Origin of the sequence: Agromyces humi, assembly GCF_009720255.1 — a bacterium.
GTDB lineage: Bacteria > Actinomycetota > Actinomycetes > Actinomycetales > Microbacteriaceae > Agromyces > Agromyces humi.
In genome coordinates this window covers 1-4,481 of sequence record NZ_WJSP02000311.1, presented here as the reverse complement: position 1 = coordinate 4,481, position 4,481 = coordinate 1, and the positions used below count along the sequence as shown (strand labels likewise).

5 protein-coding genes are annotated in these 4,481 nt (G+C 72.1%); 1 reads left to right on the top strand and 4 read right to left on the bottom strand.

Annotation, left to right across the window (positions count from 1 at the left end):
• Together GH736_RS17910 and GH736_RS17905 are read right to left on the bottom strand one after the other, a co-directional pair.
• Positions 1-827 (bottom strand): EAL domain-containing protein (locus GH736_RS17910; protein ID WP_159605744.1); only part of this gene is annotated, 827 nt, incomplete at its 3' end.
• A gap of 41 nt (positions 828-868) precedes the next feature.
• Positions 869-1,813, bottom strand: coding sequence for a DUF817 domain-containing protein (locus GH736_RS17905; protein ID WP_235934422.1), 945 nt, complete (start codon positions 1,811-1,813; stop codon positions 869-871).
• Here GH736_RS17905 and GH736_RS17900 point away from each other — a divergent pair.
• A complete protein-coding gene (locus GH736_RS17900; protein ID WP_407922366.1) occupies positions 1,791-2,147 on the top strand; it encodes a TIM barrel protein in 357 nt (118 codons plus the stop codon). The genes GH736_RS17905 and GH736_RS17900 overlap by 23 nt on opposite strands.
• Here the strand turns inward: GH736_RS17900 and GH736_RS17895 are convergent.
• Positions 2,137-3,009: a hypothetical protein gene (locus GH736_RS17895; protein WP_159605740.1), complete on the bottom strand. Its 873-nt coding sequence runs from the start codon at positions 3,007-3,009 to the stop codon at positions 2,137-2,139. The genes GH736_RS17900 and GH736_RS17895 overlap by 11 nt on opposite strands.
• Positions 3,010-3,059: 50 nt before the next feature.
• A partial coding sequence (locus tag GH736_RS17890) for an ATP-binding protein (RefSeq protein ID WP_159605738.1) occupies positions 3,060-4,481 on the bottom strand: 1,422 nt, incomplete at its 5' end.

The following is a 4,481-nucleotide window of genomic DNA, read 5'->3' as shown; positions in this document are numbered from 1 at the left end:
GGTCCCGGCGCGCCCGGTGCGGTTGCGACCGCGCCGGGCGCGGCCATGACTCCACCGGGCACTCCCGGCGCCGTCGCGACCGCGAGCCGGGCTGAGATGTTGCGTTCGGGCTCCGGGCGACCGAACAGGTAGCCCTGGGCGCGGTCGAACCCGAGCTCCCGCACCGCGAGGAACTGGGGCTGCGTCTCGACGCCCTCGGCGACCGCGCGCAGGCCGTGGTCGCGCGCGAACCCGACGAGTCGTGCCGCGATGCTCCGGTCCCCGGGCAGGAGCGTGATCACGGAGCGATCGACCTTGAGCTCGGTGATGGGAAGCGACCGCACGCGGAGCTCCGCCTCCTCCACCGTGCGCACGTCGTCCACCGAGATGCCGATGCCCGCCGCGCGGATCCCCGCGAGGGTCTCGGCGGCCTCCTCGGGCACCGCTTTCGTCTCGGTGAGCTCGAGCGTCAGCAACTCGGGGGGCATTCCAGTGGTGGCGAGGTGGTGGGCGACCCGCTCCGCGAAGGCCGACTCCGACAGCTGCGCCGCCGCGACGTTCACCGCGACCTCGATGCGTCGGCCGGCGCGAACGAGGGCCGATCCGTACCGGCAGGCCGCCTCGAGCATGGCGTCGCCGATGTCGATCATCGCCCCGGTGGCCTCCGCGAGCGGGATGAACTCGGCGGGCGGGATGACCCCGCGACTCGGGTGACGCCATCGGCTCAGCGCCTCGAGAGCGACCAGGAGGCCGTCGTGGAGGTCGACCTGCGGCTGGTACTGCGCGATGATCTCGCCGCGCTGCGCCGCGCGGCGCAACTCGCGTGCGAGGCGCTCGTCGTCTGCCATGGTGTTCCCTCCTCGGGCGTCCGTGGACGCCCGAGCCATTCTCACGCGCGATCGCGCATTCGACGAAACGGCAGACAACGAGCGTTCGGATGCGTATACTCCCGCTGCTCGGCCGGCGGCCGCGGCGGATACACGAGCGTCACGAGCACCACCGAGATGATCATGAGCAGGAACCACGATACGAGCTTCGACGGCGAAACGAGCTGCCAGCCGTCGAGCTGTTCGGGGTAGAACCAGGCGCCCGCCCACGTCGCGATGTTCTCGGCCAGCCAGATGAAGAGGGCGACGAGGCCGAAGGCGACGAGCAGCGGCATCTGGGGCCGTCGCCGCCAGACCCGGAAGTGCATGACCGTCGGCCACCATACGATGACCACTGCGGCGAGCAGCGCCCACCGCAGGTCGATCACGAAATGCTGCGTGAAGAAGTTCGCGTAGATCGCGGCCGCGACGACGACGGTGACCCACCGGCGCGGGTACCGGGTGAACCCCAGGTCGAAGAGGCGGTACACGCGCACCATGTACGAGCCGACGGCGGCGTACATGAACCCCGAGAACAACGGCACGCCCGCGATGCGCAGCACGCCGTCGCCGTCGTAGGTCCACGACCCGACGTCGGTTTTGAACAGCTCCATGGCGGTGCCCGTGAGGTGGAACAGCACGACCACCCAGAGCTCGCGCCCGCTCTCGAGCCGGGTCGCCACCATGACGACCTGGATGAGCACCGCCGCGATCGTCAGCGCGTCGTTGCGGGCGAGGGCCGCGTCGTCGGGATACCAGAGGCGCGCGGCGACGATGACCGCGAGCAGGGCGGCTCCGAAGATGCACGCCCACGCCTGCTTCGCGCCGAACACCAGGAACTCGATGAGCTCGGCCCGGACGCCGCGATCCGACGCGTCCGCGAGCAGGCGGTGGGCCGCGCGGTCGATCGCCAGTTCGACCGTGGTGCGGTCGGCCTCGCGGATCGTGTCCTCGGCCGTCGGCGTCACCGTCGACACGTTCCACATCTGGTGGGATCCCGAGGTGCTGCCGCAGATCGCCCGTGCCGGCGCCGAGGGCCGCATCGCGACCTACCAGGTGTGCGACTGGAAGACCCCGCTGCCGGCCGACGTGCTCCTCGGCCGCCACTACCCGGGCGACGGCGTCATCGACTTCGCGTCGCTCACCGACGCCGTCGAGGCGACCGGCTACGCCGGCGACATCGAGGTCGAGATCTTCAACCAGCAGATCTGGGACACGCCGTACGCCGAGGTCGTCGCGCGCACCGCCGCGGGCTTCGCATCGGCGGTCGCACCGCACCTCGCGGCATCCGTCACCGTCTGACGCTGCCCCTTCGGGCCCGCTCGAGCGACGCGTAGAACACGGCGTAGACGACGGCCGACAGCACGATGCCGCCGGCGAAGAGCCAGGCGCTCGGCCGCTGCCACTGGAAGTCGCCGATCCGCACGACGATCGCGATGAGGATGCAGGCGAGGCTCACCAGCTGGGCCTGGAACACCCATCGGAACGCCGACCACCGGTCGTCCCAGAGCATCCACACGTTGACCAGGCCCGGCAGCGTGAGCACCGCGCCGACGACGCGCGCCGTGAGCGGGGTGACGTCCCACGCCCAGGCGCCGATGAGCAGCGACGGGGCGATGAAGAGCACGAGCCCCGTGACGGATGCCGCGGCGCCGACCAGCGCGAGCATGTACCGCCACGGCGCGGCGATCTCGACGTCGTCGCCCTCGGGCATGCCGTCGTCCTCGCGGAGGTTCAGGATGATCGCGATGAGGATCAGCACGGGCGTGCACGCGTAGAGGGTGGCCCACGTGATGAACGACACGTGCCCGAAGTGGAAGCGGTCCCAGTGCAGGATCGTGGCGATGGCGAGCAGCGTCGCGAACACCAGCACCGCGGGGAACCCGTGCCGCACCCGGTGCCAGCGGCGCTGCAGTGCCACCTGCGCGAAGAACCAGATGCCGCCCGCGTAGGCGGAGCCCAGCAGCATGGCGGTCATCGGCGGCGCGATGGTCCAGGCGAAGTGCTGCTCCGTGCCGCCCGGCAGCACGAGCAGGAGGAACGCCGCGGCCACGAGGAACGGGATGATGACGTAGGCGACCACGCGCGTGTAGGGCCGCACCCGGTCCTCGGGACCCGCGTGATGCCGGTCGGGCGCGTGCGTGACAGGGGCCGCGTCGCTCATGGGTGCCTCCTGGGGTGGGGTGGGCGGATGCCGCATGCGCGGCCGTGGGGTCAAGGTGGCGGCACTGCCGTCGCCTCGCGTCGCAGGGCGACGGCGACGGCCTCGTCGAGGGGGAGCAGGCGACCGCGGGCACGGGCGGCCTCGAAGGTGCCGGCGGCCGGCGACGCGAGGACTCCGTCGACGAACTGCTGGTGGAACGAGAACGACGGCGCGTTGTAGAGGCCGGTGCGCTCGCGTGCGACCTCAGCGGCCCCGAGAAGCGTGCCCGCCCGCACCACGTCGCCTGTGCCGGCCGCCACGGCCGTGAGTCCCTCGAGCCCGTAGGCGACCCCCTCGTCGTGGTGCAGCCGCTCGGAGTTGGCGAGGCTCTGCTCGAAGCACTCCCTCGCGACGTCGAACGCACCGAGGAGCACCTCGACCCAGCCGCGGTGGTGGAGCGCGATCGCCTCGCCGAGGTCGTCGTTCTGCCGCTTGGCGACCGCGATGCTCTCGTCGAAGCGGGCGAGCGCCGCCTGCACGTCCTGGCGGACCAGCGCCACTCGCCCGAGCGTCACGAGCGCCATGGCCTCGCCCCAGTTGTCGCCGGCGTCGCGGAACAGGGTCAAGCTCGCCTCGAGCGCCTCGTCAGCACGGGCGGCGTCGGGTTCGCGCGCCCCGAGCAGGGCCAGGCCGAGGGAGATGAGCGCCAGCGCCTCGCCCGAGCGGTCGCCCTCGCGCCGGAACAGCGCCGCGCTCTCGCCGAGCCCGGGCACCAGCCACTCGTCGGGGTCCCGCCAGAAGGCGATCGCGCGGGTGAAGTACAGCGCCGTGGCGCGCGTGAGGTCGTCGAGCTCGTCGCCCGAGTCGAGCGGTTCGCGCATCCACGCCTGCACCTCGCCGAGGTGCCCGTGCACCCACCAGTACACGTACAGCGTCCACGCGAAATGCGCCGCGGTCGCCCACTGGCGCGTGTCGAGCAGGTGCCGGGCGGTCGCACGGAGGTTGTCGCCCTCCTCGGCCAGCCGGGTGATCCACTGCAGCTGGGCGGGCCCCTCCAGCTCGTACTCCGCCTGCTCGCCGAGGCGCAGGTAGTACCGGGCATGCCGGTCGCGCAGGCCGCGGGCGTCCTCGTGGCCCTCGAGCTCCGAGAGCGCGTACTCGCGCACCGTCGAGAGCATCGTGAACACCGCGCGGTCGCCGCGGTCCTGTTGGCGCACGAGGCTGCCGTCCACGAGCGCCGCGAGGTCGTCGATCGTGTCGGCGTCGGGGATGCCCTCCGCGATCCATTCGGCGGCGTCGAGGGTGAACCCGCCCGAGAACAGGCCGAGCCGCGCGAGCAGCTCGCGCTGCGACTCGGTGAGCAGCTGCGTGCTCCACTCGATGGTGGACCGCATGGTGCGCTGGCGTTCGGGCAGGTCGCGTGCGCCGCCGCCGAGCACGAGCAGCCGGTTGCCGAGCCGCTGCAGCAGCTCGGCCGGGGCGAGCACACGGGC

Bases quoted from the DNA above. Each gene is read 5' to 3' on its own strand.
- GH736_RS17895 (WP_159605740.1), bottom strand. From the start codon at position 3,009: ATGAGCGACGCGGCCCCTGTCACGCACGCGCCCGACCGGCATCACGCG.